Annotated in this window: 20 protein-coding genes; 18 read left to right on the forward strand and 2 right to left on the reverse strand. The window is 57.1% G+C overall.

Annotated features, from left to right (window positions below; translation table 11 throughout):
• Nucleotides 1–126: 126 nt before the first annotated feature.
• Nucleotides 127–1,017 (reverse strand): LysR family transcriptional regulator, encoded by an 891-nt coding sequence (locus LG300_RS06160; RefSeq protein WP_404377520.1) that lies wholly within the window; start codon nucleotides 1,015–1,017, stop codon nucleotides 127–129.
• A 158-nt stretch (nucleotides 1,018–1,175) separates the two neighbouring features.
• On the opposite strand from LG300_RS06160, the gene leuC reads away from it, so the two are divergent.
• The 18 genes from leuC (at nucleotide 1,176) to LG300_RS06250 (ending at nucleotide 21,106) form a co-directional block, all read left to right on the forward strand.
• Nucleotides 1,176–2,627: a 3-isopropylmalate dehydratase large subunit gene (gene leuC / locus LG300_RS06165; RefSeq protein WP_404377521.1), complete on the forward strand. Its 1,452-nt coding sequence runs from the start codon at nucleotides 1,176–1,178 to the stop codon at nucleotides 2,625–2,627.
• A gap of 3 nt (nucleotides 2,628–2,630) precedes the next feature.
• A complete protein-coding gene (leuD, locus tag LG300_RS06170; protein WP_404377522.1) occupies nucleotides 2,631–3,278 on the forward strand; it encodes a 3-isopropylmalate dehydratase small subunit in 648 nt (215 codons plus the stop codon).
• A 30-nt stretch (nucleotides 3,279–3,308) separates the two neighbouring features.
• Nucleotides 3,309–4,394 carry a 3-isopropylmalate dehydrogenase gene (leuB, locus tag LG300_RS06175; protein ID WP_404377523.1) on the forward strand — a complete coding sequence of 362 codons (1,086 nt, stop codon included), beginning with the start codon at nucleotides 3,309–3,311 and terminating at the stop codon, nucleotides 4,392–4,394.
• Nucleotides 4,395–4,528: 134 nt separating this feature from the next.
• Nucleotides 4,529–5,641, forward strand: a complete 1,113-nt coding sequence (gene asd, locus LG300_RS06180; protein ID WP_404377524.1) for an aspartate-semialdehyde dehydrogenase — start codon at nucleotides 4,529–4,531, stop codon at nucleotides 5,639–5,641.
• A gap of 289 nt (nucleotides 5,642–5,930) precedes the next feature.
• Complete coding sequence (locus LG300_RS06185) at nucleotides 5,931–7,895, forward strand: FimV family protein (protein ID WP_404377525.1); 1,965 nt, start codon at nucleotides 5,931–5,933, stop codon at nucleotides 7,893–7,895.
• A 30-nt stretch (nucleotides 7,896–7,925) separates the two neighbouring features.
• The gene (gene truA, locus LG300_RS06190; protein ID WP_404377527.1) at nucleotides 7,926–8,864 is read left to right on the forward strand and encodes a tRNA pseudouridine(38-40) synthase TruA; all 939 of its coding nucleotides are present in this window, start codon (nucleotides 7,926–7,928) and stop codon (nucleotides 8,862–8,864) included.
• On the forward strand, nucleotides 8,861–9,496 hold the full coding sequence (locus tag LG300_RS06195; RefSeq protein WP_404377529.1) for a phosphoribosylanthranilate isomerase: 636 nt from the start codon (nucleotides 8,861–8,863) through the stop codon (nucleotides 9,494–9,496). The genes truA and LG300_RS06195 overlap by 4 nt, the downstream gene beginning before the upstream one ends.
• 105 nt (nucleotides 9,497–9,601) lie before the next feature.
• Nucleotides 9,602–10,840: a tryptophan synthase subunit beta gene (gene trpB, locus LG300_RS06200; protein WP_404377530.1), complete on the forward strand. Its 1,239-nt coding sequence runs from the start codon at nucleotides 9,602–9,604 to the stop codon at nucleotides 10,838–10,840.
• An 8-nt stretch (nucleotides 10,841–10,848) separates the two neighbouring features.
• Nucleotides 10,849–11,652, forward strand: coding sequence for a tryptophan synthase subunit alpha (gene trpA / locus LG300_RS06205; RefSeq protein WP_404377531.1), 804 nt, complete (start codon nucleotides 10,849–10,851; stop codon nucleotides 11,650–11,652).
• 92 nt (nucleotides 11,653–11,744) lie between these two features.
• Nucleotides 11,745–12,746 carry an acetyl-CoA carboxylase, carboxyltransferase subunit beta gene (gene accD, locus LG300_RS06210; protein WP_404377532.1) on the forward strand — a complete coding sequence of 334 codons (1,002 nt, stop codon included), beginning with the start codon at nucleotides 11,745–11,747 and terminating at the stop codon, nucleotides 12,744–12,746.
• A complete protein-coding gene (gene folC / locus LG300_RS06215) occupies nucleotides 12,739–14,031 on the forward strand; it encodes a bifunctional tetrahydrofolate synthase/dihydrofolate synthase (protein ID WP_404377533.1) in 1,293 nt (430 codons plus the stop codon). The genes accD and folC overlap by 8 nt, the downstream gene beginning before the upstream one ends.
• Nucleotides 14,032–14,048: 17 nt before the next feature.
• On the forward strand, nucleotides 14,049–14,771 hold the full coding sequence (locus LG300_RS06220; RefSeq protein ID WP_404377534.1) for an SPOR domain-containing protein: 723 nt from the start codon (nucleotides 14,049–14,051) through the stop codon (nucleotides 14,769–14,771).
• Nucleotides 14,772–14,773: 2 nt separating this feature from the next.
• Entirely contained in the window at nucleotides 14,774–15,352 is a 579-nt protein-coding gene (locus LG300_RS06225) for a CvpA family protein (protein ID WP_404377535.1), read from the forward strand.
• A 113-nt stretch (nucleotides 15,353–15,465) separates the two neighbouring features.
• Nucleotides 15,466–16,986, forward strand: coding sequence for an amidophosphoribosyltransferase (gene purF / locus LG300_RS06230; protein ID WP_404377536.1), 1,521 nt, complete (start codon nucleotides 15,466–15,468; stop codon nucleotides 16,984–16,986).
• Nucleotides 16,987–17,048: 62 nt separating this feature from the next.
• Nucleotides 17,049–18,248, forward strand: a complete 1,200-nt coding sequence (locus tag LG300_RS06235; protein ID WP_404377537.1) for an O-succinylhomoserine sulfhydrylase — start codon at nucleotides 17,049–17,051, stop codon at nucleotides 18,246–18,248.
• A gap of 206 nt (nucleotides 18,249–18,454) precedes the next feature.
• Nucleotides 18,455–19,015 (forward strand): cytochrome b, encoded by a 561-nt coding sequence (locus tag LG300_RS06240; RefSeq protein ID WP_404377538.1) that lies wholly within the window; start codon nucleotides 18,455–18,457, stop codon nucleotides 19,013–19,015.
• 69 nt (nucleotides 19,016–19,084) lie between these two features.
• Nucleotides 19,085–19,669, forward strand: coding sequence for a YceI family protein (locus LG300_RS06245; RefSeq protein ID WP_404378001.1), 585 nt, complete (start codon nucleotides 19,085–19,087; stop codon nucleotides 19,667–19,669).
• Between the two features lie 102 nt (nucleotides 19,670–19,771).
• Entirely contained in the window at nucleotides 19,772–21,106 is a 1,335-nt protein-coding gene (locus LG300_RS06250; protein WP_404378002.1) for an MATE family efflux transporter, read from the forward strand.
• A 1-nt stretch (nucleotide 21,107) separates the two neighbouring features.
• Here the strand turns inward: LG300_RS06250 and LG300_RS06255 are convergent, their stop codons facing one another.
• Entirely contained in the window at nucleotides 21,108–22,592 is a 1,485-nt protein-coding gene (locus LG300_RS06255) for an NCS2 family permease (RefSeq protein ID WP_404377539.1), read from the reverse strand.
• Nucleotides 22,593–22,660: the final 68 nt, after the last annotated feature.

A 22,660-nucleotide genomic window follows, 5' to 3' on the forward strand; every position in this document is an offset into this window, starting at 1 on the left:
GGGTTTTTGTCTGAGCGAGTAAAGCCACGGGCTTTGCTAGATCTGCGTGGGAGGGCGGCTTTTTTTCAGCCGTTTTGATGAGAAATAATGAGGTAATTAAATTTAAAATCAGCTGTTTTTGTAACTTTATGTTTCGCGGTCTGCTTCTAATTGCTCAATCATTTTGCGGGCAGCATTAGAGAGGGTGCGGTTGTGGTGTACCAAATAGCCCAATGGCCGGTGGATAGGTGCGGTGTCCACCGGTAGCTCGACAAGTTCGCTATCTATCATTTTTTCGGGTAGCAGGCTCCAGCCTAGCCCAACGCTGCACATCATCTTGAGCGTTTCCAGGTAGTTAGTTGACATACTCACGGGCAAGGTAAGGCCCGCTTCCTCAAAGCGCTGGCCAATCAGCGTGCGGGTAAAGGTTTTCGCCCCCGGCAAGACGCAGTTGAAATCGCACAGCTCGGCCAGGCTGAGCGGTGCGCGGTGGCGGCGGGTGCGCTTGGCCAGCGGGTGATCGGTAGCGCAGACAAAGCAGAGCCGGTCCTGCCATAGTTCCACTACCTGCAGCTGCTCAACGGGGTGGGGGGCGAGCGTTACGATGGCCATTTCCAGAGTGCCATCCATTACGCCCTGATAAGCCAATTCGGAATCTAAAAAGTGCAGGTCGAGCGCGACTTCTGGATGGCGCTGGGTGTACTGCTTCAATAGCGGCGGCAGCCGGTGCAAACCAATATGGTGGCTGGTGGCCAGGGTTAGTGTGCCGCCCACTTGGCCAGAGAGATTGGCCAGCGCCCGGCGGCTGTCTTCCACGGTAAGTAGAATGCGCTGAGCTTTGGGCAGCAGCACGTTGCCTGCCTCAGTTAGCGCGATGCGCCTTCCAATACGGTCAAACAGCCGTGTGCCAAGCAAATCCTCCAGCGTGGCAATCCGTTTACTGACGGCAGGTTGGGTAAGGTGGAGCTGCTCGGCGGCGCGGGAGAAGCTTTTGGTTTCCGCTACGGCGAGAAAGGCTTGCAGGCTTTGGGTATCCACAGAGGCTCCCTGGGTAGCTATTCCTATTTGGAATCTAAAGTATGAATAACATGAATTGCTTTTATGCGCGAGTCGCGTAACACTCTTTTGCATAGCAATTTAAGCAGCACATAGAGGCTGCGATAACGAACTAGCAGGGCACCGCCCGGGAGAGCCATATGTCAGGTCAAACGCTTTACGACAAACTCTGGAACCAGCACTTGGTGAAGCAGCGCGATGACGGCACGGCGCTTATTTACATCGACCGCCAACTGCTCCACGAAGTAACCTCGCCCCAGGCGTTTGAAGGCCTGCGTTTGGCGAACCGTAAGCCCTGGCGTTTAGATGCCAACCTGGCCACGCCTGACCACAACGTACCCACCACGGTGAAAGAACGTGCCGAGGGCAATAGTGGTATTAAAGATCCGGTGTCGCTCATCCAGGTGCAAACCCTTGACGATAACTGCGTCGAGTACGGCATCGAAGAGTTCAAGATCAACGACCCGCGCCAGGGTATCGTGCACGTGGTGGGCCCTGAGCAAGGCGCTACCCTGCCAGGCATGACCGTGGTATGCGGCGACTCCCACACCGCCACCCACGGCGCGTTTGGTGCGCTGGCTCACGGTATCGGCACCTCCGAAGTGGAACACGTATTGGCCACCCAGTGCCTGCTGGCGCAGAAAATGAAGAACATGCAGGTGCGCGTCGAAGGCGAGCTGGGCCTGGGCGTCACCGCAAAAGACGTAGTCTTGGCGATCATCGGTAAGATCGGCACCGCAGGCGGCACGGGTTACGCCATCGAATTCGCGGGTAGCGCCATTGAGTCGCTCTCTATGGAAGGCCGCATGACGGTGTGCAACATGGCCATTGAAGCGGGCGCTCGCGTGGGCCTGATCGCGGTGGACGACACCACTATCGATTACCTCGCCAAGCGCCCCTTTGCGCCAACAGAAGCGCAGTGGGAAGCCGCGGTGGCGGATTGGCGCAACCTGGTATCGGATGCGGATGCCCACTTCGATAAAGTGGTCACGCTAAAAGCGGAAGAGATCGAGCCACAGGTGAGCTGGGGTACCAGCCCTGAAATGGTCACCGGCATTTCAGGCCAAGTGCCCGACCCGAAAGCGGCCCTGGATGAAACCGTTCAGCGTAGCCACGCCCGCGCGTTGGAGTACATGGGCCTGCAGGCGAATCAGAAGATCACCGATATCAAACTGGATAAAGTCTTTATCGGCTCCTGCACCAACTCGCGTATCGAAGACCTGCGTGAAGCGGCGAAAGTAGCGAAGGGCAACAAGGTGGCCGATTCTATCAAGCTGGCCATGGTGGTGCCTGGCTCCGGCTTGGTGAAACGTCAAGCCGAGGCGGAAGGCCTGGATAAAATTTTCATCGAAGCAGGCTTCGAGTGGCGCGAGCCGGGCTGCTCCATGTGTTTGGCCATGAACGCCGATAAGCTGGGCGCAGGCGAGCATTGTGCCTCTACCTCTAACCGGAACTTCGAGGGCCGCCAAGGCTACGGCGGTCGTACCCACTTGGTAAGCCCCGCTATGGCGGCAGCAGCAGCTATTGCCGGCCACTTTGTTGATGTACGCACCTTACCCGCTAACGACGCCACCCACGCGCAGGAGGCCTAAGCCATGAAAAAGTTCGAACGTTTTGAAGGCGTGGTCGCGCCGTTGGATCGTGCTAACGTCGACACCGACTTGATCATTCCGAAACAGTTTTTGAAGTCCATCAAGCGCACTGGCTTTGGCGTCAACCTGTTTGACGAGCTGCGCTACTTGGATGAAGGCCAGCCGGGCCAGGACTGCTCCCAGCGCCCGCTGAACCCTGATTTCGTGTTGAACCAACCGCGCTACCAGGGTGCCGAGGTGCTGCTGGCGCGCCGTAACTTCGGCTGCGGTAGTTCCCGTGAGCACGCCCCCTGGGCGCTGGAGGATTTCGGCTTTAAGGTGGTGATTGCCCCCAGCTTTGCCGATATTTTCTACAACAACGCGTTTAAAAACGGCATTCTGCTGATCACCTTGGCGGAAGAGGAAGTAGACCGCCTGTTTGCGGAAGTGGACGCCAACGAAGGCTACCAGCTTGATGTGGATCTTGAGCATCAGCGGGTAATTACTCCCAGCGGCGAGATCCTGGAGTTTGAGGTAGACGAGTTCCGCAAGCACTGCCTGCTCAACGGCCTGGACGATATCGGCATCACCCTGCAAGACGAGGATGCCATTCGCAGCTTTGAAGAGAAGCACCGTCAGCAGCGCCCGTGGCTGTTCCGCCAGCCCGCGTAAGTATTCAGTTATCAATGCTAAGGATTGAGCATGACTCATAAAGTGTTACTGCTGCCCGGCGATGGTATTGGCCCGGAAATCGCGGCCCAGGCGGCGCGTTTGTTAAAAGCCTGCCAAGAGGCGGGCTTGGATATCGAAGTAGAAGAGGGCTTGGTGGGCGGCTCCGCCTACGATGTTCACGGCGAGCCGCTGCCCGCTGAAACCCTGGAAAAAGCCAAAGCCGCCAGCGCCATTCTGCTGGGCGCGGTGGGTGGCCCCAAGTGGGATAAACTCGAAGACCTCTCCAAGCGCCCGGAAAAAGGCCTGCTGGGGCTGCGTAAGAATCTCGGCCTGTTCGGCAACTTGCGCCCCGCCATGCTCTACCCGCAGCTGGCTAGCGCTTCCAGTCTGAAGCCTGAACTAGTGGCTGGCCTGGATATCATGATCGTGCGTGAACTCACCGGCGGCATTTACTTCGGTCAGCCGCGCGGTATCGAAGAGCGCAACGGTGAGCGCGTCGGTTTTAACACCTACGTCTACTCCGAGAGCGAAATCGAGCGCATCGGCCGCGTCGCCTTTGAGATGGCCCAGAAGCGGGGCAAAAAGCTCTGCTCAGTGGATAAAGCCAACGTGCTGGAAGTCACCATTCTGTGGCGTGAAGTGATGGAGCGCCTAGCGCCGGAGTATCCAGACGTTGAGCTTTCTCACATGTACGTGGATAACGCCGCCATGCAGTTAGTGCGTGCACCGAAGCAGTTCGATGTGGTGGTGACCGGCAACATGTTTGGCGACATTCTCTCTGATGCCGCCGCCATGCTCACTGGCTCTATCGGTATGCTGCCTTCTGCATCGCTCAACGAGAGCGGGCAGGGCATGTATGAACCTTGCCACGGCAGCGCGCCGGATATCGCTGGCCAAAACATCGCTAACCCGCTGGCCATGATGCTCTCCGTTGCCATGATGCTACGCTATTCGCTTAATGAAACGGCGATGGCCGAGCGTATCGAAGCCGCTGTGGGCCGCGTGCTGGATGACGGCCTGCGTACTGCGGATATCGCTTCTGAAGGCACGCGCCGTGTCTCGACGGTTGAGATGGGCGATGCGGTTCTGGCGGCGTTTAATAACTATCAATCTTAAAGAAAGATTGCTAACTAGTTGTTTCGATTCAGCGCTTGGTTAAGCAACACTTGTCGGCTGCCCTAAGGGGTGGCCGACGTCGCGTCTAATATTTGTGTATAATACTTATCTCATTCTTAGCTGGAGGACTTCACATGTTGAAAGTCGGTTTCGTGGGATGGCGTGGTATGGTTGGCTCGGTGCTGATGCAGCGCATGCAGGAAGATGGTGATTTTAACGGCATTGAGCCGATCTTTTTCACCACTTCTCAAGTTGGCCAGCCTGGTCCCGACATCGGCGTGGACGTGCCTCCGCTGAAAGATGCGTTTGCACTAGATGATCTCAAAGCCCTAGATGTGATCATCACCTGCCAGGGTGGTGACTACACCAAGAAAGTCTACGGCGACCTGCGTAACGACGGTTGGAAAGGCTACTGGATTGACGCCGCCAGCACGCTGCGTATGGAAGATGAAGCAACCATCGTTCTAGACCCAGTTAACCGCAAGGTAATCGATGCCCAGCTCGCCAAAGGGGCTAAAACCTTCGTGGGCGGCAACTGCACCGTTAGCTTGATGCTGATGGGCTTAGGTGGCCTGTTTGAAGCCGATATGGTTGAGTGGATGACCTCCATGACCTACCAGGCAGCGTCCGGCTCCGGTGCTAAGCATATGCGCGAGCTGCTGAACCAGATGGGCCAACTGCGCGACAGCGTTTCCAGCGAACTAGCCGATCCGGCTAGCGCGATTCTGGAGATCGACCGCAAAGTGACCGCTGCCATGCGCGGTAGCGACTTCCCCACCGATAACTTCGCCGCACCGCTGGCGGGCAGCCTGCTGCCGTGGATCGACACCAAACTCGATAGCGGCCAGAGCCGCGAAGAGTGGAAGGGTAGCGTCGAGACCAACAAGATTCTGGGGCTTGAGAATAATCCGATTCCCATTGATGGTCTCTGCGTGCGTATCGGTGCCATGCGCTCCCACAGCCAAGCGTTTACCATCAAGCTGAAGCAGGATGTGCCGCTGGATGAGATCGAAGAGCGCATCGCCAAGCATAACGAGTGGGTCAAGCTGATCCCCAACGAAAAAGACGCCACTATTGCCGGTTTGACGCCAGCGGCTGCCACTGGCACGCTGCAAGTGCCGGTAGGCCGCCTGCGTAAGCTGAAGATGGGCGGTGAGTATCTCTCCGCCTTCAGCGTAGGCGACCAGCTGCTGTGGGGCGCCGCCGAACCGCTTAAGCGGATGCTGAAAATTCTGCGCGAGCAGTAAGAGCCCGCAGCATTGCTGCATATGAGCGTTAGATATAAGCGCTAGATAAAAAGTGGGAAGCTGTTCGCAGCTTCCCACTTTTTTTGCCATGACTTATGTTTCTAATTTGATTTTTGTACATTAAGTGTTGCTAAGCTGTATGTTTCTCAGCCATAACGTCATGCAAAGGTATGCGTTACACATAACGACTTAATAAATACGCTATGATAAGAACTAATTAGCTTATCTCGTCGCAACAGAATGCAGGTGTTGCATCGTGGCAGTGAATCGCAGGCAGTAAGGGGCCTACATGAAAAAAAAGCTGGCATGGTTATTGTGGCTACCGTTGAGTGCCGTTAGCCCGTTGGCCTTAGCCGTGGGGCTTGGTCAAGCCACCGTTAACTCACCGCTGCAATCACCGCTAGATGCCAGCGTGCCACTCGTCGATGCCGCCGATGTGCCGCTGGAAGAGGTGCGTGTGGAGATTGCCGATCAATCCGCTTTCAGTGCTCTAGGCTTGGAGTGGACGCCGCTCGCTGCCAGCGTACGTACCGAACTTCAACGGCTGCCTTCTGGGGCACGGCTGGTACTCCGTTCTGACCAAGCGGTGAACGAGCCATGGCTGGATCTATTAATCACTATTACCACGCCTGAAGGGCAGCATACAGAAGCTCTTATGCTACTGTTTGACCCGCCGAATTATGCAGCCAATGCTGACGCTACTGTGTCTGATACACCTTCAGTGGCGCAATCTGCTTTACCACAGCCCGTGCCTGAGCGACATATTACTTATATTGCCAGCGGCGATACGCTATGGAGTGTTGCCGAGCGGATCAAGCCCGCTGATGTGAGCGTTCAGCAAATGATGATGGCGTTGGTAGAGGCTAACCCGGCTGCGTTCCCAACGGGTGATGTGGATGATATGCAAGCGGGGCAAACCTTGCGTGTACCCAGTCACGAGAAAGTGATGGCCCTGACGCCAACTCAGGCTGCCCAGGCAGTTCAAGCTATGCGACAGCCTTCGAGCGTGGCTTCTTCTGTGAATGAAGCCCAGACAGCTGACGAGGAGGCTGAGCAGTCAGCTGGCTCAGATGGCTCAGATAGCGAGGCAGCACCTAGCCAGACACCATCCGCAGATGTCGCTCCAGAAGGTATGGTGCAAGAGAATGAACTCGCTGGGCTGACGCTAAGTGACCTAGCTGAGCAGCTTCAGGAAAGCCAGGCCATGCTGCAAATAGTGTTGGAAGAGCGTGAGCAGATGCGCGCTGACATGGCGGCGCTGCGTCAAGAAGTGGCATCGCTAACCGAAGCACTACATGCCTCCCAGCGGGAGGCCCAGCGTGCGCTGGCGGCTGCCGAACCATTGCAGACCAATGACGTTGCGCCGGCTAACACTGCTGTTAACACCTCATCGTCCCCTAGCTTGGTAGAGCGCCTGGAAGCCTATCAGTGGCCGCTGGCGAGCGTTGCCCTGGCGCTACTATTGGGGGGGCTGGTATGGTCCCGCAAGCGGCGTGAGCGCCAGTGGGAGGACGTGTCGTCCTCTGCGGGCTTTGAGACGCCACCTCCCCAGCGGCCAGAGCCAAGCGTGTCTGCCGCAACTGCGGGGGAGAGCGGCGTACCTCTTGGCGAAGTACCTCTTAGCGAAGCTGCCGCTGCCGAAGAAGATAGGCCACGGCAAGCGCCGCCAACCGCTGGTGTCTACAATAAAGAGCCGGAGAGCTATGATGAGGCCGGCGACTTCATGGCAAAGGAGCCGCTGGCAAGTCGCCATGATGAGCCCCACCGTGATACACAGTTTAGTCTGGTTGAGGAGGCGGAAGCACCTGGACCTCAGTCGGCTGCTGGTACTGACCATAAAAACGGTACGGCCTGGGATATGCAGGATGAAGCGTCGGGGGAAGGGAAAGCAGGCACTGCAGATACTGCCGCTACTGATGAGGCGGCTTCCCCTCCAGAAGAGGAGGAAGCGGCTCTGAGAGCTGCCTTCCTAGAAACGCCGGAGCCGGTAGAGGAGCCAGCCTCGCAAGCGCATATTTCCGAAGCTGAAGAGCCGCTGCCGGCCGTCGCGGAAGATGAGGCGTATCGTGCACACTATATTGACTACCATCCGCCCTCTTTAACCAATGACTTCGGCACTACAGACGAAGACGCAGCAAGCGAAAGTGCTGCTGAGAGCAAAAGCGCCAGGACATCACGACCGCGCCGAGTGCCGGAAGAGGAGTGGGAAATTGAAGAGGTGGCATTCGAGCCGCGACGTCGGGATAATAGCTAACCTTTAACCTTCTCCAAATGACGTGGCTTGATGACGCTGTTCTACCACTTTGATGAGACACAACCGCTGGTTGGCCGCTTGGCGATGGGCATTGAATACGATGGCTCACGCTTTTGCGGCTTCCAGCGTTTAAAGCACGCGGCCTCCGTACAGCAGGCCATCGAGGATGCGTTAGCCAAGGTGGCCGGTGCGCCGGTGCGAATCCACGCCAGCGGGCGCACGGATTCGGGCGTCCATGCTACCCGCCAGGTGATCCATTTCGACCCGCCGGTACAGCGCACCGAAAAGGCCTGGATCTTCGGTGCGAATGCCAATTTGCCCAGAGACGCGGCCGTGCGCTGGGTAAAGCCGGTATCTGACGACTTCCACTCCCGCTTGGGGGCGCTGGCGCGACGCTATCGCTATATTTTTCTGAACCAGATTAGTCGCCCCGTGTTAGAGCGCGCGAACGTGACCTGGTGTCGCGACCCGCTGGATGCGGAGGCTATGCACCGTGCCGCCCAAGCGCTGGTTGGCGAGCACGACTTCAGCAGCTTCCGAGCAGCGGGCTGCCAGTCGAAAACTCCCTGGCGTCAGATGCACTTTGTCGAAGTAAAGCGCTACGGCCCGCTGGTGGTGATTGATATCCAAGGCAATGCTTTTTTGCACCATATGATTCGCAACATTGCGGGTGCTTTGGCGAGCGTTGGGCGTGGCGTGCAGGATGAGGGGTATATTGAGCGCTTGCTAGCGTTGAAAAACCGCCGTGCAGGAGATGTCACCGCACCGGCCTGTGGCTTGCACTTTGTTGACTCCATTTACGACGAGCGTTTCGCTCTCCCCAAAGAGCCGCTAGGCCCAAATCTGCTTGCCTTTACGGGGGAGTGGACAGGCGAGCGCGAGTTACCCGATAGCCCACGGGTGGCGGCAAGGCGGCAGCTAACGTTCTCCAAGCAAGCCACCCCCGAGCAGCAGGAGACCTCTTCATGAGCCAAGTAAAGGCGCGCACGCGCATCAAGTTTTGCGGGCTAACCCGCCCTGAAGATATTACCCAGGCGGTTGCGCTGGGGGTCGATGCGTTGGGCTTTGTGATGTGGCCGAAAAGTAGCCGCAGCATTACGCCGGGGGCACTTCAGGTACTTGCCGCACAGGTGCCCGCGTTTGTGACTCGCGTTGGGTTATTTGTGAACCAGCCTGCTGAACTGATTGAGCAGTGCTTGCCGCATCTGGATCTTATCCAGTTTCACGGTGATGAGTCACCGGCGTTTTGCCAGCAATTCGACCGTCCCTGGATCAAAGCGCTGCGCATGCGCGATGATCTTGATCTACATAAAGCTGCACAACAGTACGCCGCCGCCCAGGCACTGCTGTTGGATGCCTATCGTCCCGGCTTGCCAGGGGGAACTGGCGAGACCTTCGATTGGTCTAGAATCCCCGCAACCCTTGAAAAACCTGTTATCCTCGCGGGTGGGCTAACAGCCAGTAATATCGCTGCTGCGGTGGATCAAGTGGCGCCGTATGCCGTTGATGTGTCAGGCGGTATTGAGGCATCCCCCGGTATTAAAGAGGCCGGATTAATGGCCGCTTTTGTTCGTCATGTGGCGCAGGCGGATCGGCGTTAAGCGCCTTGGCTTGTGTGCACCCCGTTATATTGCGTGGCCATACCGGTAGGTGGGCACGCTTAATTTTTGTTTATCCATTTTGCCTTTCTGGCGATCTTGTGAGGTATGCCTGTGACTGTCTCAGCAACTGAAACCAAGTTCAGCGACCTGACCCGAATGCCGGATGCCCGCGGTCATTTTGGCCCCTACGGCGGCCGGTTTGTGTCAGAAACTCTGAGTTTTGCCCTGGAAGAGTTGGAGCAGACTTACTATAGCCTGCGTGATGACCCCGACTTCCAGGCTGAATTTGATCGTGATCTTGCTCACTACGTGGGCCGTCCGTCACCGCTTTACCATGCCCAGCGCTGGTCACAATCGCTAGGCGGCGCGCAAATCTGGCTCAAGCGCGAAGACTTAAACCACACTGGCGCCCATAAGGTAAATAACACCATTGGGCAGGCGCTGTTAGCGAAAAAGACCGGCAAGCCGCGGGTGATTGCTGAAACCGGCGCCGGCCAGCATGGCGTTGCCACGGCCACTGTGGCCGCCCGTTTGGGGCTTGAGTGCGATGTCTACATGGGGGCGGAGGACGTCCAGCGCCAAAAGCTCAACGTTTACCGAATGCGCCTACTGGGTGCTCGGGTGATTCCAGTGGAGTCCGGCACGCGGACGCTAAAAGACGCGATGAACGAAGCGCTGCGCGATTGGGTCACGAACGTTGATAACACCTTCTATATCATCGGTACCGTGGCGGGGCCGCACCCCTACCCGCAGTTAGTGCGCGACTTCAATGCCGTAGTAGGCCGTGAAGCTCGTCGCCAGTCGCTGGAGCAGATCGGCCGCTTGCCTGATGCGCTGGTGGCCTGTGTGGGCGGCGGTTCCAACGCGCTGGGGCTTTTCTACCCGTTTGTAGAAGACGACGCCGTTGCTATGTACGGCGTTGAAGCGGGTGGCGATGGCGTTGAAACCGGCCGTCATGCCGCGCCACTAGCATCCAATGCTCCCCGTGGCGTACTGCATGGCAACCGCACTTACTTAATGTCGGACGAAGCGGGGCAGGTATCGGATACCCACTCTATCTCCGCTGGGCTGGATTACCCAGGCGTAGGCCCTGAGCACGCGCTATGGAAAGATGTGGGTCGGGTTAACTACGTAGCAGCGAACGATAAAGAGGTGCTGGAAGCCTTCCGTGAGCTGACCCACATGGAGGGCATTATGCCCGCACTGGAGTCGGCCCATGCGTTGGCCCACGCCAAGGTGCTGGCACCCACCATGCGCCCAGATCAGCATATCGTGGTGAACCTCTCGGGTCGTGGTGATAAAGATATCATGACCGTTGCGAAAATCGACGGCATTGAGTTTTAAGGGCTAGCATGAACCGTATTGACCAGCGTTTTTCAGAGTTAAAGCAGCAGGGTCGTAAAGCCCTGATTCCCTATATCACCGCGGGCGACCCGGCGCCGCAGTACACCGTGGGCTTTATGCATGCTCTGGTGGAAGCGGGTGCGGATGTGATCGAGCTTGGCGTGCCGTTTTCGGACCCCATGGCCGATGGCCCGGTGATCCAGAAAGCCTGCGAACGGGCGCTGAAGCAGGGCACCCGTTTGGTGGATCTACTGGAGATGGTGGCGGATTTTCGCCAAACCGACACCACAACCCCGGTTGTGTTGATGGGGTATCTGAACCCCATCGAGCGCATTGGCTACGAAACGTTTGCCGAAAAAGCGGCTAGCGTTGGTGTGGACGGCGTGCTGGTGGTGGATATGCCCCCAGAAGAGGCCGAAGAGTTCGGTCCGCTGCTGAAAGCGCGTGACTTGGCCGCGATTTTCCTGGTTGCGCCTACCACTTCCCATGCCCGTGCCGCTACAATATGCGCCCACGGTGAGGGCTATCTTTATTATGTTTCGCTGAAAGGCGTTACCGGTGCAGCAACACTGAACGCCCAGGATGTTGCTGAGCACCTTGCACCATTGCGGGAGATGACCGAACTGCCGCTGTGCGTTGGTTTTGGTATTCGCGATGGCGTGACGGCTGCCGAAGTGGCAAAAGTCGCCGACGGCGTCATTGTAGGCAGCGCATTGGTGAACCGTATTGCCAGTAGCGTTGATGCGCCCGAAACAATCGCCGGGCAGTTGAAAACCGTGCTAGCAGAAATGCGCACCGCGATGGACGCTTAAGCGCGTTCCCTCATCGTCTACACTGAATTGATTGATGACACTCATCAGGTTTGGCGTTGCCAAGCCTTGACGTATACGGAAGCCTTTTTGATATGAGCTGGTTAGATAAGATCGTGCCCTCTATGGGGCGTATCCAGCGTAAAGACCGTCGTGCCAGCGTGCCCGATGGCCTCTGGCGTAAATGTCCTAAGTGTGAAGCCGTTCTCTACCTGCCTGAATTAGAGAAGCATCACAGTGTGTGTCCTAAGTGTGAGCACCATCTACGCTTAACGGCGCGCAAGCGCTTGGATTGGTTCCTGGATAAGCAGGGGCGCGAAGAGATTGCGGCGGAGATCGAACCCAACGACCGCCTTAAATTCCGCGACTCCAAGAAATACAAAGACCGCCTGACCGCAGCGCAAAAAGAGACCGGCGAAAAAGACGCGCTGGTGGCGATGCGCGGCGAGCTGGATGGCTTGCCCGTTGTGGCGGTAGCGTTTGAGTTCACCTTTATGGGTGGCTCCATGGGTGCCGTGGTGGGTGAGAAATTCGTCCGTGCCGCTACCATTGCCCTGGAAGAGCGTATTCCGTTGGTTTGTTTTGCGGCGTCTGGCGGTGCTCGGATGCAGGAAGCGCTGTTCTCCCTAATGCAGATGGCGAAAACCTCGGCGGCGCTTGAAAAGCTCAAGCAGGCAGGTGTGCCGTATATTTCCGTCCTGACCGATCCGGTTTTTGGCGGCGTTTCCGCTTCTCTGGCGATGCTGGGCGACCTGAACATTGCTGAGCCCAATGCGCTGATTGGCTTCGCTGGCCCCCGTGTTATCGAGCAGACCGTGCGTGAAACGCTGCCTGAAGGTTTCCAGCGTAGCGAATTCCTGTTGGAGCATGGCACGGTGGATATGATTGTTCATCGTCACGATATGCGCGCCCGCGTGGGTGGCGTGCTGCGTAAGCTGACTCACCAAAGCGCCAACCCGGTAGAAGGTAGTATGCCGGAAGCCGACCCGGTGGTTGAGCCAGTGGTCAACGAAGAGCAGGTGGCTGATAAGGCTGAGTCGGGAGTGCCGGCAGAGCCCCGACAAACACCAAGCGATGACGCTTCACGCAATGCTTAACACCTTAGCCGAATGGCTACACCACCTTGAAACACTGCACCCTGTCGGGATCGATATGGGGCTGGAGCGGGTTTCTCTGGTAGCCAAGCGCATGGGGTTGCTAGAGCGTCCCATTGCAAAACAGGTGATCACGGTCGCGGGCACCAATGGCAAGGGGTCGACCCTTGCCATGATCGATGCCTTGGCCCGCGCCCATGGACTGCGCACGGGCACCTACACCTCTCCTCATCTGCTGCGCTATAACGAACGGGTCACACTGGATGGCCGGGAAGCTAGCGACCAGCGTTTGGTGGAAGGCTTTAAGCAGGTCGAAAGTGCCCGTTTGCAAGAGCCGACGGTTAGCCTAACGTATTTTGAAGCGGGGACGCTTTGTGCGCTGTGGTGCCTGGCGCAAGCATCGCTCGATATCGCCATCCTCGAAGTAGGTCTGGGGGGGCGGTTGGATGCGGTCAATATCATCGACGCCGACGTGGCGATTGTCACCACGATTGCGTTGGATCACGCCAATTTCCTGGGCACCGACCTTGAACAGATCGGGCGTGAAAAAGCGGGTATCTTCCGCCCTTTAAAACCCGCCGTGCTGGGCAGCCAGGCGCTGCCGAAAAGCGTTTTAGAATCGGCAATTTCCATTGCTGCGCCTAGCTATGCCTTAGGCTCGGCGTTTAGCCACAGCGCAGGCGATATGGTAGGTAGGCCCTGGTGTTGGCACGGACTAACTCAGCAGGGGGATACCCTGTCGCTGGATGGCTTGCCAGACCCCGGTTTGCCTATCGACAACGCGGCAACCGCGCTGCAAGCGCTAGCGTTGGCTGGCGTGGCGCTGCAAGTCGATAAAGTGAGTAAGGCGCTGCGTACGGTAACGCTCTCCGGGCGGATGCAGTGGGTAGGGCAGTGGTGCTTGGATGTCGGGCATAACCCCCACGCTGCGGAGTACTTGGCGCGCCGCTTGCCGGTGCCGCCGAAAGGGGGTCGCCAGTGGGCGCTCATTGGCATGCTCAATGACAAGGATGCGGATGGTGTTATCCGTGCGTTGTTACCCAAGGTGAGCGACTGGGTTTGTGTCACGCTGGAAGGGGAGCGCGGCCGCTCAGCAGCAGAGCTGGCCGAACGTATTACGTCGCTAGGCGGACGGGTGTATGATTGCGCCAACTCACCTGCCGCAGGGGCTGCCAAGCTTGCCAAGCAGCTAGCGCCGGAAGATCGCGTGCTGGCCACCGGCTCGTTCTTTACGGTGGCGGAGCTGTTGGCGACGTCACTGCCGCAAGCAGCGCCGCAGGCTCGCTAAGCTTGATGGAGAGGGATATGAAATACGGTAAAACGGAACGCATTAGTGGCATCGTTATCCTGCTGGCGCTGTTAGCTATTGTGGTTCCCTGGCTGATGAGCGACCCTGCCCCTAGGGAAGAGCGCCCGCAACCGACCTTCGTGATCGAGCAGCCGGTTGAGGTAGTGCGCCAGGAGGTACCGGTACCAGAAATGCCCGCTTCTATCGGAAACCCCTCATCCTCAGTGCCCGTAGAGAACGATGAAATGCTAGAGGCACCTATCGAAGTTTTGCCTCGGGAGCCCCAGACTGATCAAGTCGCATCATCCAGCGATAGCGCCCCATCGTCCCAAAGCTCCGCCGCTGATTCGCAAAGCGCCCCTGCCGATCCTGGCACGTCAACCGCCTCGCAGCCGAGTAGTGAACCTGAGTCTCCGCCGGTGAGTGACCCGATTGCCGATTTGGTAGCCGCGAGTGAAAATCGTGGTTCGAATACTTCCTCGTCCAGTGCTGCACCTGCTGCCCAACAGCAGGGCGAGTGGGCGGTACAAGTCGGCAGCTTTGGCGATGCGGCCAATGCTGAACGCATTAGCAAGCAGTTGCGTGACGAAGGGTTCAGCGTATTCCAGCGTGCCCGGGATAATAACCTGACGACAGTGCTGGTCGGCCCCTACGCTACGTCCGAAGACGGCGAGGCGGCTATGGCGTTAATTAAGCGGCGCATAAACGTGCAAGGCCTGCTTGTACGGGTAAGGGATTAATAATGGCGCTGACCTGGATTGATGCGCTTTTTTTAGCGGTTCTGGGGCTATCGATGTTGGCGGGCTTTGTGCGCGGGTTTGTCCGCGAATCGCTTGGCTTGGCTGCCTGGGTAGTGGCATTGATGGTCGCTCGCGTTCTAGCAGAACCCGTAGCGGAGCTGATGAGCGGCTTTATCGAGAGCTTTGATGCCCGCCTGGTCTTGGCGTTTGTGCTGGTGATTTTTGCGGTTATCCTGCTGTGCGGGATCGTGATTCGCATCGTACATGCCGCCGTCGAGTGGGTGGGGATGGGGCTGTTAAACCGCTTTGCCGGTGCGGCCTTTGGCGTGGCTCGCGGAGCGGTGATTCTACTCGTCGCCACTGTTTTAATTACTCTGACGCCATTGGCCGAGCTGCAGGCCTGGCAGCAAGCGTCTCTTCGGCCCACTTTTATCGAGCTTCGTGATTGGGCCGTTAGCCAGCTTGACCAGTGGGAGCGGGAGCTACCGGCACCGCCTGAATCGCTGCGCGATATTTCGCTGCCTGAGCTACGTCTTCCGCAGCAGACACTACCCCCAAGCAGTGCCCCTGCCAAGGAGTAACGGGTGCTGCCAACAAATTCTCCGCTGGTGCTGTTTTCGGCTCCAGTGCTTGTAAGTTTGATGAACGTACGGGCTTGCCCCGGTAAGCCATGGTATAAAGCGAGGTAACTGGAATGTGCGGTATTGTGGGCCTTCTGGCCAAGCAGGCGGTAAATCAGGGAATCTACGATGCCCTGACCGTACTTCAGCATCGTGGTCAGGACGCTGCCGGGATGATGACGTGGAGCGAGGGGCGCTTCCTACTCCGCAAAAGTAACGGCTTGGTGCGCGATGTTTTCCATACCCGCCACATGGCTCGCCTGAAGGGTAACCTGGGCATTGGCCATGTGCGCTATCCGACAGCAGGCTCCTCCAGCGAAGCGGAATCACAGCCTTTCTACGTTAACTCCCCTTACGGCATTGCGCTGGCCCACAACGGTAACCTGACCAACTCTGAGCAGTTGAAGCAGGAGCTGTTCTCTACCGATCTTCGTCATATCAACACCAGCTCCGATTCCGAAGTGCTGCTTAACGTGTTCGCCCACGAACTGGGGAAACAGGGGCTGCACCTGGAAGCTGAAGATATTTTCGATGCGGTGCGTAGAGTGCACCGGCGCTGCAAAGGCGGCTACGCGGCGGTCGCCATTATCAACGGGTTCGGCATGGTGGCCTTCCGCGACCCTTACGGTATTCGTCCGGTTGTGTTTGGCACCCGCCAGGATGTCGGCGGCCAGGAGGTAATGATTGCCTCTGAGTCGGTGGCGCTGGATGTGGGTGGCTTTGAACTGGAACGCGACCTTGCTCCTGGCGAAGCGATCTTTGTGGATATGCAGGGCCAGGTGCATACACAGGTGTGCGCGGATCGCCCGCAGCTACGCTCGTGCATTTTTGAGCATGTCTACCTTGCCCGCCCCGACTCGATTCTGGACGGCGCCTACGTTTACGGCACGCGGATGCAAATGGGGCGTAAGCTAGGTGACCGTATCCTGAACGAGTGGCCGGATCACGATATCGACGTGGTCATCCCCATTCCCGACACTTCCCGGACCTCCGCCCTGGAGATGGCTCAGCACCTCGGCGTGACCTACCGCGAAGGGTTTATGAAGAACCGCTACATTGGTCGCACCTTCATCATGCCGGGGCAAACCCAGCGTAAGAAATCGGTACGTCAAAAGCTGAACGCCATTGACGTGGAGTTCAAAGGCAAAAACGTCCTGCTGGTGGACGACTCCATTGTGCGGGGCACCACCTGCAAGCAGATCATTCAGATGGCGCGGGATGCCGGTGCGCGTAAGGTTTACTTTGCCTCCGCCGCGCCGCCCGTTCGCTACCCCAACGTGTACGGTATCGATATGCCGGCGGCCTCCGAGCTGATTGCCCATGGCCGTACCGAGGAGGAAGTGGGACAGTTGATTGGCGCCGACCGTATTTTCTACCAGGATCTGGAAGATCTAAAAGACGCCTGCCGCGAAGTAAACCCTGACATGGAAGCCTTCGACTGTTCGGTGTTTGACGGCAACTACGTCACCGGCGATATCGACGATGCGTATCTAGCCGTTCTGGAAGCCAGCCGTAACGATGCGGCCAAAGATCAGAGTGCGGGTGACCACGCGCTGGTCGATATGCACAATCAAGACGATGATCTGGACGATTAGACGCGTCTGGCACTGCGATTGATTATTAGATAAACCGGTTGTTTTGAACAAAGGGCGCCATTATGCATGATGACAGCCATCAGGATGAGTGGTCGTTAGAGACCCTGGCCATTCGTGCAGGGCATCAGCGCACGTTTGAGCAAGAGCACGCCGAGCCCATTTTTCCTACTTCGAGCTTTGTGTATGAGAGTGCGGCGGAAGCCGCACGTAAGTTCGGTGGTAAAGAGCCGGGTAACGTTTACTCGCGCTTCACTAACCCCACCGTGCATACCTTCGAGCGCCGTTTGGCTGCGCTGGAGGGCGGAGAGCGCTGCGTAGCGACGAGTTCGGGGATGTCGGCAATCCTTTCAACAGCGCTGGCGCTGCTTTCGGCAGGCGATGAGATTGTGGCGTCACGCTCGCTGTTTGGCTCCACAGTCAGCCTATTTGATAAGTACCTGGGTAAGTTTGGTATTACTACCCGCTATGTGGAACTCTCTAATTTGGCAGCTTGGGAAGAGGCGATGAGTCCTAACACCAAGCTGATGTTTGCTGAAACGCCCTCGAACCCGCTTTCCGAAGTGGCGGATATCCCTGCGCTGGCGGCGCTCGCCAAGCGTAGCGGTGCCTTGCTGGCGATTGATAACTGCTTTTTAACCCCTGCTCTGCAACAACCCATCGCACTAGGGGCGGATTTGGTGATCCACTCCGCCACGAAGTACCTGGATGGCCAGGGGCGTGCGGTAGGTGGTGCGGTCGTGGGTAAGCATGATGTGCTGGAAGAGGTATTCGGTGTTGTACGCACTTGCGGGCCATGCATGAGTCCGTTTAATGCGTGGATATTCACCAAAGGGTTGGAAACACTCTCGCTGCGTATGAAAGCGCACTGCGAAAACGCCTTGACCCTGGCGCGCTGGCTGGAGCAGCACCCAGCGGTCAATCGCGTTTACTATAGCGGCTTGGAAGCACACCCCCAACATGCGTTGGCTAAACGCCAGCAGCAGGGGTTTGGGGCGGTGCTTGGCTTCGAGGTGAAAGGTGGGCAAGAGGGTGCTTGGCAGGTGATCGATGCCACGCGGATGCTCTCGATTACCGGTAACTTGGGCGACGTGAAAACGACCATTACACACCCGGCTACCACCACACATGGGCGTCTTTCCGACGTTCAGAAAGAGGTGGCAGGCATTGCTCCCGGGCTCATTCGGGTGGCAGTAGGGCTTGAGAGTCAAAATGATATACAGCGGGACCTAGCGCGCGGCCTGGATGCCCTCGTTGCAGGCTAAGGGTATGGTGTAGCGAACGTCTAACCGGTCATTTATGGCCGGTTTTTTATTGGGGGTTCCGCTGCTAGCCGTCCGTTACAACAGTTTTTACGAATGATCTGTTCTGCTTTTTTCAGCGGTGTTTTTCAGTCCCAAGCGGTATGCTCTTATCCTAGATAACGTCGATTGGCAGCGGGAAGTGCGCTTTTTTTAACGGGGAATCAAGGATGTGGCGGAACACACGCAGCGGTTGGGGTGTCATTAGTATCCTCTTTCATTGGCTCAGTGCGCTTACCATCATCGGGCTATTCATACTGGGATGGTGGATGACTGGGTTAGGTTACTATGACCCGTGGTACAACCAAGCGCCCTGGATTCACCGCTCGATTGGGATTTTATTAGTGTTGGCGACATTCGCCCGCCTTGCGTGGCGCTTTGTACAACCAACGCCAGCGGGGGAGGGCAGCCGTTTTGAGCGTACTGCCGCTCATCTCGGCCATATAGCGCTCTACGCGATTCTATTGCTTGTATTGACTAGTGGTTACTTGATTTCCACAGCGAACGGCCGCGGCATTAGCGTGTTTGGATGGTTTGATGTTCCCGCTGTGCTTCACGACCTGCCTAATCAGGCAAGCATTGCCGGGGATGTGCATTGGTATAGTGCGTTGGCGCTAATGGTGTTGGCGGGGGGGCATGCCTTGGCGGCTTTGTTGCATCACTTTAAACACCGCCATACAACGATTCGCCGTATGGTCAACCCTCGCTATAGCCAACAAAACAATCACTGATTTTTTGTACGCTGCCTAGCGCTTATAAGCCTAGCAGTGCCCATAAAGGAAAGAGAGGAGATGGAAGTAATGATTAAGAAAAATGTCATGGCAGCAGCTGTAGCGGCAGCAGCACTAGTACCTTTGAGCCAAGCTCAAGCGGCCGAGTACCAAATTGATACCGAAGGCCAGCATGCCTTTGTTCAATTTAAGATTAATCACCTGGGCTTCTCCTACATCCTAGGCAGCTTTGAAGAGTTTGATGGCCAGTTCTCTTACGATGCGGACGATTTAGGCGCTTCTTCTGTCGAGATGGAAGTGCAGGTCGATAGCTTAAACAGCAATCACGCTGAGCGTGACCGCCATATTCTTAGCGGCGATTTTCTCAATGCCGATGAGTTCCCGACCGCTACCTTTACATCTACCGGTTTCGAGGCTACCGGCGATAACGAAGGCGTCGTCACGGGTGAACTGACCCTGCATGGTCAGACCCAAGAGATCGAAATGCCAGTAACGCTGATGGGTGAAGGTGAAGACCCCTGGGGCAACTATCGCGCAGGTTTCGAGGGTAGCACTATGCTGACCCTTGGCGACTTTGGTATCGATATGAGCGCCTTCCCTGAAGCGATGCATGAATTAGAACTATATGTGACGTTTGAAGGTATTCGTCAGTAAGCAGCGTTCGTTGAAAGCGCCGCCACCTTCATAGGTGGTGGCGTTTTTGCGTTTTAAACAGATAAGTAACGCCTTGTAAGGAGTCGGCTTTTGGCAGCTGTTATGCAACAACGCGAGTTGGCGATAACCCTATGGCGGCAAACATGGCCGATGGCCATTGGCGTGCTGGCGCTATTGGGTTTCCAGCTTGTGGATAGCGCGTTTATCGCGCGCTTGGGGACCGCGCCACTGGCAGCCCAGTCGTTCACCTTTCCGCTATCGTTTTTGATGATTGGTATCCAGGTTGGTATGGGGATAGCCATTGCCGCGTTGATTTCCCGAGCGCTAGGGGCAGGTGAGCAGGCAAGAGCTAAACGTCTAAGCAGCCTGGTGCTTATTGCGGGTGGCGCGGTAATGGGTGTGTTGGTAATAGCGTTATGGCTGCTTCAGGTGCCGCTCTTTAGGCTGCTAGGGGCAGATAGTGCGGCGCTGGAGTATATTCGCGCTTATTGGGGGCCTCAGCTGTTTTCTGCTTGGTTAGGTGCGCTGCTCTACTTTATGTATAGCGTTTTTCGTGCCCACGGTGACACCCGCATGCCGGGAAAGATGATGGTGGCCAGTAGCCTGATTAATCTGGCGCTTGATCCGCTATTTATTTTTGGCTTTGGTGCGTGGGAAGGGTGGGGGCTTCCGGGAGCTGCCTTGGCCACCGCCGTAGCGTTTTCTGTAGGGCTTTTACTGACGTGGGGTAAATTGCGCCGCTGCCAATGGACGAGCACAGTAGATCTATGGCAAGAGGTACAGCGCTCATGGCGGCCATTCACCGGCATTGCCGCACCGGCAATGGTGAGCCAGCTTATGCCACCGCTGGCTGCCATGTTGGCGATTGCTGCCGTGGCGGAACTGGGCGATACCCAAGTGGCGGCGTGGGGGCTGGCGAGCCGTCTTGAGACGTTATCGCTGATGGTGATTTTAGCGATGACAATGTCGCTGCCGCCCTGGCTGGGGCGCTGTTATGGAGCGGGGAATTGGGGACAGATCCAGCAGTTAATGCGACTGGCGTTGAAGGTCGCAGTGATTTGGCAACTGAGCCTAGGCGTGCTGCTGGCGTTAGCATCCCCGTGGGTAGCGATGGCCCTGGCAGGTAACCCGGAAGTCCAGAGTGAGCTAGCGCTACTGATTCGTTTTTTGCTGCCCAGCTATGCAGCGCTTGGGGTGTGTATGTTGGTGGTGTCGGCAGGCAATGCGTTAGGTTGGCCGCTGCGGGCGATGCTGCTCTCCAGTGCGCGGCTGTTTGTTTGCTACTTGCCCTGCTTGTGGCTCGGTGCGCAATTATTTGGATGGACAGGCCTTGCCGCCGGTGCGGCCATTGGCAACCTGCTAGCCGGGCTAACGGCGTGGGTGTTACTCAAGCGCATCCTCTCCCGCCCGCATCGGCAGGCGGGAGTGTCACACTAGCCTAGCGCTTATGAGGGGCTTCTTGAAAAGAGAAGTACACAAACAGTAGGGCCATGGCCAAATAGCCTGTGACAAACTCTGGCGCAGCGTTAAAGGCAAGCTTAGGAGCGTGTATCAAGCCCACAAACGAGAAGCCAGCGGCAATGACGGCAAAGGCCGCGGCTCGGCGGAACTGGTGGTCAATGACAGACACGGTCATGGCCCCCAGGAAGATGGCCATAAACATGGCCCCTTGCCCCATCACTACAATGGCACTGGAGATATCGCTAACCACTTCTCCTGCGCCCCGGTTAAAGCGTGTCATCACGTAGTTGGCAAAGTAGGGCAGCATGGCCAGGGCAATCGCAGGGTAGTAGCGGGTATCGTTCGCCTGGAAGGCGGTGGCGATCATCGACATGCCGACAAATACCAGAATGGGGGCAACGACGGAAACCGGAATAATGGCAGCCAGCGCTGCAATTAGCCCAAACATGGTGGCAATGGCATAGACGGCACCATTCAAAATACTATAGCCGCGCCCCGCTCCCATCCATTTAGCGCCCACCGTGGCAATATAGACGGTGGTTGGAAACACCCCACCGAACAGTGCGCCAATCATGGTGCCCGCACCGTCTACCGCTTGGCATTCGCGCACGTCGTACTTATCGCCAGCGGCTTCCATGGCTTCTACATTGTTCATGGTTTCAATCGCGTTGTAGAGCGTAATGGGCAGCACAACGGTAAGCACGGCGAGCATGCCGGTAAACAGTAGGCCTAACCCTTCAAACCAGGCGAGGTTAGGCAGGAGTGGATAAAAGCCCAAATGAGAGAAAGCATCGCTAAAACGCTCGCTGCCGGCGTCGCCAATTAAGTAGGCCATCACCGTACCGACCACAATGGCAAACAGGGAGGTGGGCAGCTTAAAGGGCATACTGACCCGGGCGACTAGACCAACAATGATAATGCCCAGGACGACAAGACCGATCACCGGCATTTCCAGGGTTTTAAACAGCATTTCACCAGCAATGAAGGTAAGCGCCACTCCGGCCACGGCCCCCAGCATAGCGGCGCGGGGTAGGTGGTACTGTACCCAGCGGCCAATCACGCTAATCACTGCTTCGATAGCACCGCTGATAAAGCAGGCAGCGACGGCTACTTTCCAGGCCAGTTCAGGGTCGCCGGTTAGCTGTTTGGCAGGTAGCAAGACGCCGAAGAGGAAAACAAACATCACTGGGGTAGAGATGCCATAGGAGAGCGCGGTGACATCGCTGCGATTCTCTTTGCGTGCCAGCCGGGCGGCACTCCACGCGTAGTAGAAGTTACCTACCATCACCGCGACTGCGGCACCGGGGAGTACTTGGCCGTAAACAATAGAGGCGGGGAACCCCATGCCTAGCATCGTAATCGCGATGATAACGAAGTTGGCGATATTGTTTTGAAAGAGCGCGAAGAAGGCGTCGGTATCTTCTTTTTTGTACCAGGGGTAGTGAGTGTTGGCAGCCGCCATGTTAGGCCTCTTGGTTATGGTGTGTTGTATACAAGGCTACGCTGAGTGTGCCGAAGGTTTGACTAATC

The sequence above is a fragment of the Vreelandella aquamarina genome, from assembly GCF_044805175.1.
GTDB lineage: Bacteria > Pseudomonadota > Gammaproteobacteria > Pseudomonadales > Halomonadaceae > Vreelandella > Vreelandella aquamarina_B.

Coding starts and splice junctions, on each gene's coding strand:
- leuC (WP_404377521.1), top strand. CDS start 1,176: ATGTCAGGTCAAACGCTTTACGACAAACTCTGGAACCAGCACTTGGTG.
- leuD (WP_404377522.1), top strand. CDS start 2,631: ATGAAAAAGTTCGAACGTTTTGAAGGCGTGGTCGCGCCGTTGGATCGT.
- leuB (WP_404377523.1), top strand. CDS start 3,309: ATGACTCATAAAGTGTTACTGCTGCCCGGCGATGGTATTGGCCCGGAA.
- asd (WP_404377524.1), top strand. CDS start 4,529: ATGTTGAAAGTCGGTTTCGTGGGATGGCGTGGTATGGTTGGCTCGGTG.
- LG300_RS06185 (WP_404377525.1), top strand. CDS start 5,931: ATGAAAAAAAAGCTGGCATGGTTATTGTGGCTACCGTTGAGTGCCGTT.
- truA (WP_404377527.1), top strand. CDS start 7,926: ATGACGCTGTTCTACCACTTTGATGAGACACAACCGCTGGTTGGCCGC.
- LG300_RS06195 (WP_404377529.1), top strand. CDS start 8,861: ATGAGCCAAGTAAAGGCGCGCACGCGCATCAAGTTTTGCGGGCTAACC.
- trpB (WP_404377530.1), top strand. CDS start 9,602: ATGCCTGTGACTGTCTCAGCAACTGAAACCAAGTTCAGCGACCTGACC.
- trpA (WP_404377531.1), top strand. CDS start 10,849: ATGAACCGTATTGACCAGCGTTTTTCAGAGTTAAAGCAGCAGGGTCGT.
- accD (WP_404377532.1), top strand. CDS start 11,745: ATGAGCTGGTTAGATAAGATCGTGCCCTCTATGGGGCGTATCCAGCGT.
- folC (WP_404377533.1), top strand. CDS start 12,739: ATGCTTAACACCTTAGCCGAATGGCTACACCACCTTGAAACACTGCAC.
- LG300_RS06220 (WP_404377534.1), top strand. CDS start 14,049: ATGAAATACGGTAAAACGGAACGCATTAGTGGCATCGTTATCCTGCTG.
- LG300_RS06225 (WP_404377535.1), top strand. CDS start 14,774: ATGGCGCTGACCTGGATTGATGCGCTTTTTTTAGCGGTTCTGGGGCTA.
- purF (WP_404377536.1), top strand. CDS start 15,466: ATGTGCGGTATTGTGGGCCTTCTGGCCAAGCAGGCGGTAAATCAGGGA.
- LG300_RS06235 (WP_404377537.1), top strand. CDS start 17,049: ATGCATGATGACAGCCATCAGGATGAGTGGTCGTTAGAGACCCTGGCC.
- LG300_RS06240 (WP_404377538.1), top strand. CDS start 18,455: ATGTGGCGGAACACACGCAGCGGTTGGGGTGTCATTAGTATCCTCTTT.
- LG300_RS06245 (WP_404378001.1), top strand. CDS start 19,085: ATGATTAAGAAAAATGTCATGGCAGCAGCTGTAGCGGCAGCAGCACTA.
- LG300_RS06250 (WP_404378002.1), top strand. CDS start 19,772: ATGCAACAACGCGAGTTGGCGATAACCCTATGGCGGCAAACATGGCCG.
- LG300_RS06255 (WP_404377539.1), bottom strand. CDS start 22,592: ATGGCGGCTGCCAACACTCACTACCCCTGGTACAAAAAAGAAGATACC.